1 protein-coding gene and 1 pseudogene are annotated in these 3,903 nt (G+C 74.3%); both read left to right on the top strand.

What is annotated here, in order from left to right; translation table 11 throughout:
• Positions 1-99: 99 nt before the first annotated feature.
• A complete protein-coding gene (locus tag IG05_RS48170) occupies positions 100-1,674 on the top strand; it encodes a polyketide synthase dehydratase domain-containing protein (protein ID WP_420707663.1) in 1,575 nt (524 codons plus the stop codon).
• Positions 1,604-3,903: pseudogene (locus tag IG05_RS50385) on the top strand (beta-ketoacyl synthase N-terminal-like domain-containing protein); the annotation flags it as partial. The gene IG05_RS48170 and the pseudogene IG05_RS50385, both read left to right, overlap by 71 nt.

The following is a 3,903-nucleotide window of genomic DNA, read 5'->3' on the forward strand; positions in this document are numbered from 1 at the left end:
CAGCCGGTCAGCGAGATCGTGGACGAGGCGGGGACGGAGGCGGTCGTCACCGGCTCCCTGCGCCGCGAAGAGGGCGGCCTGCGGCGGCTGTTGACGTCGATGGCCGAGGTCTTCGTCAAGGGCGTGGAACTGGACTGGACGGGTGTCCTGCCCACCGGTGCCGATGCCGTACGGGTGGATCTGCCGACGTACGCCTTCGACCACCGCCACTACTGGCTGAAGCCGGCCCCCGCGGCGGACGCGGCTGCCCTGGGGCAGGCCGGCGCCGATCACCCCCTGCTCGGTGCCGTGGTCGAAGTCCCGGAGACAGGCGGGGTGTTGTGCACCTCCCGGCTGTCCCTGCGCACGCACCCCTGGCTGGCGGACCACGCGGTCGGCGGGGCGGTGCTCGTCCCCGGCACCGGGCTGGTGGAGCTGGCCGTACGGGCCGGTGACGAAGTGGGCTGCGGAGTGCTGGACGAGCTGGTCGTCGAGGCGCCACTGGTGCTGCCGGCGCAGGGCGGCGTGCGGCTCCAGGTCGCCGTCGGCGGCCCGGCGGAGACGGGATCCCGGACGGTCGCCGTGTACTCGGCGCCCGAGGACGCCCGCGGAGACGTCGGTGCGGACGCCTGGACCCGGCACGCCACCGGCACCCTGACCGTGCCGACGCCTGCCGACCAGGCCCCGCCGGTCGCCGATCTCGCCGTGTGGCCGCCCACCGGCGCCCGGCAGGTGGACGTCTCCGGCGGCTACGAACTGCTCGCCGCCGCCGGTTACGGCTACGGGCCGGTCTTCCAGGGCGTACGAGCCCTGTGGCGGCGCGGCGACGATCTCTTCGCCGAGGTCGCGCTGGCCGAGGACCAGCGGGCCGGCGCCGCACGGTTCGGCATCCACCCGGCCCTCCTCGACGCCGCCCTGCACCCCGCGATGCTGGACGTGGCGCTCGCCGACCCCGAGGGCGAGAACCGCACCGACGACGGCGACGGCGTCCACCTCCCGTTCGGCTGGAACGGGCTGCACCTGCACGCGTCCGGCGCCTCCGCCCTGCGCGTGCGCCTGACCCGATCCGCGCCGGACGCGCTGTCCCTGGAGGCCGCGGACGAGACCGGCGCGCCGGTGCTCACGCTGCGGTCGCTGGTCTCCCGGTCCGTGTCCGCCGACCAGCTCGGCGCGGCGGCCGACGACGGCCGGGACTCCCTGTTCCGCATCGAGTGGACGGAGCTGCCCGGGACCACGGAGCCGGGCACGGACCTGCCGCCCGCCTGGGTGCCCATCACCGAGCCCGCACACGTGGCCGCGCTGACCGACGGTTCGGGCGTGCCCCCGGTGGTCGTGCTGGAAGCCGGCCGCACCGAGACGGCGGACGACGCGGCGGCGCTGACCCTGACGGGCCGCGTGCTGGAGATCTTGCAGAAGTGGCTGGCCGGCCCGAGCCTGGAGGCGGCCCGGCTGGTCGTCGTCACCCGGGGCGCGGTGCCCGCGGGCGGGGACGCGGACGTCACCGATCCGGCCGCGGCGGCCGTCTGGGGCCTGGTCCGCGTGGCGCAGGCGGAGAACCCGGACCGGATCGTCCTGCTCGACACGGACACACCGGCCGGCACGGACGTCGAGTCGCTGCTCGCCGCCGTCCTGGCCACCGCTGGCGGCCGAACTGGCCGCGCTGGGCGCGGAGTCGGTGTCAGTGACGGCGTGTGACGTGTCGGACCGGCAGGCCGTGGCCGAGCTGCTGGCCTCGGTGTCGGCCGAGCGTCCGCTGTCGGGTGTGGTGCACACGGCGGGTGTCCTGGACGACGGTGTGATCGGCGCGCCGTACGTCGACGCGGTGGTGCAACGCCGGCGTGCCGCCGGGCGGTCGGGTGTGTCGTTGGCCTGGGGTCTGTGGGAGCAGGCCACCGGCATGACCGCCCACCTCGACACCGCCGACCAGGCCCGGGTGAGCCGGAGCCGCAGCCAGACCATCGCCGCCGACGAGGGCATGGACCTGTTCGACGCGGCCCTGCGCACGGGCGAACCGCTGCTCGTCCCGATCAAGCTGGACCTGCGGTCCATGCGCGCCGATGCCGCGGCCGGGCGTGGCGTACAGCCCCTGCTGCGGGGTCTGGTCAAGGTGCCCCGGCAGGTCGCACGGGCAGCGGCAGCCGCCGCCACCGACGGAACCGGAGAACTCGCGCGCCGCCTCGCCGGGTTGGACGCCGCCGAGCAGGAGACGCTGCTGCTGGACCTGGTGCGGAAGCACGCGGCGACCGTGCTCGGTCACGCCGGACCCGAGGGCATCAAGCACGACACGGCGTTCCGCGATTCCGGGTTCGACTCGCTGACCTCGGTCGAGCTGCGCAACCGGCTGCGCGAGGCCACCGGCCTGAAGCTGCCCGCCACCGTCGTCTTCGACCATCCGACCCCGCTCGCCCTGGCCCGCCACCTGCACGGCGAGCTGGGGGAGACGACGGCCGCTGTCGCCCCCGCCCAGGCGGTCGCCCTCGCCGACCCGGACGAGCCGATCGCGATCGTCGGCATGGCCTGCCGGCTGCCCGGCGGTGTCAACAGTCCGGAGCAGCTCTGGCGGCTGGTGTTCGAGGGCCGCGACGCGATGTCCGGCTTCCCCGACGACCGCGGCTGGGATCTGGAGGGCCTGTTCGACTCCGACCCCGACAAGGCGGGCACCTCCTACGTCGACCAGGGCGGCTTCCTGCACGAGGCGGCCCTGTTCGACGCGGGCTTCTGGGGAATCTCACCGCGTGAGGCGCTGGCGATGGACCCGCAGCAGCGGCTGCTCCTCGAAACCTCCTGGGAGGCGCTGGAACGGGCCGGTATCGACCCGCTGTCGCTGAAGGGCACCGACGTCGGCGTCTTCTCCGGCCTCATGGGCCAGGGCTACGGCTCCGGCGGCGAAGTCCCCGCCGAACTGGAGGGGTTCGTCACCACCGGCGCCGGCAGCAGCGTGGCCTCGGGCCGGGTGTCGTACGTCTTCGGCTTCGAGGGCCCTGCTGTCACCGTGGACACGGCCTGCTCCTCCTCCCTGGTCGCCATGCATCTCGCCGCCCAGGCCCTGCGCAGTGGCGAGTGCTCCCTCGCCCTGGCCAGCGGCGCGGCCGTCATGTCCAGCCCCGGTGCCTTCGTCCAGTTCTCGCGGCAGCGGGGTCTGGCGTCGGACGGGCGGTGCAAGTCGTACGCGGACGCGGCCGACGGCACCGGGTGGGCCGAGGGTGCGGGTGTGGTCGCTCGTTGAAGTCCAACATCGGACACACCCAGGCCGCCTCCGGCGTCGCAGGCGTCATCAAGATGGTGGAAGCCATGCAGCACGGCATCCTCCCGCCCACACTGCACGTGGACACGCCGTCGTCCAAGGTCGACTGGACGTCCGGAGCGGTCGAACTGCTCACCGAAGCACGCGACTGGCCCGAGACCGGCCGTCCCCGACGGGTCGGTGTCTCCTCCTTCGGCCTGAGCGGCACCAACGCCCACCTGATCCTGGAGCAGCCCTCAGAGGAGCCGACTGCCGAGCCGGTGGTCCCGGCCGATGGTGTGGTGCCGGTGGTCGTGTCGGCGCGGAGCACGGGTGCGCTGGAGGGGCAGGCGGGGCGGTTGGCCGCGTTCGTGGGCGGGACGGACGCGCCGCTCGCTGCTGTCGCGGGGGCGCTGGTGTCCCGGCGAGCGGTGCTGTCGGAGCGGGCGGTGATCGTCGCCGAGTCGCGTGAGGAGGCGGTGGCCGGTCTGGAAGCGTTGGCCGCGGGTGAGTCCTCGCCGCTCGTGGTGACGGGGTCGCAGGCCGAGGGGAAGACGGTGTTCGTGTTCCCGGGGCAGGGGTCGCAACGGGTGGGTATGGGCCGTGAGTTGTACGACCGGTATCCGGTGTTCGCGCGGGCGTTGGACGATGCGTGCGCCGCCCTGGACGGGCACCTCGGCGCGGAACTCCCCGTCAGGGAT

This window comes from Streptomyces sp. NRRL S-1022 (assembly GCF_000720135.1).
In the GTDB taxonomy this organism is placed as follows: domain Bacteria; phylum Actinomycetota; class Actinomycetes; order Streptomycetales; family Streptomycetaceae; genus Streptomyces.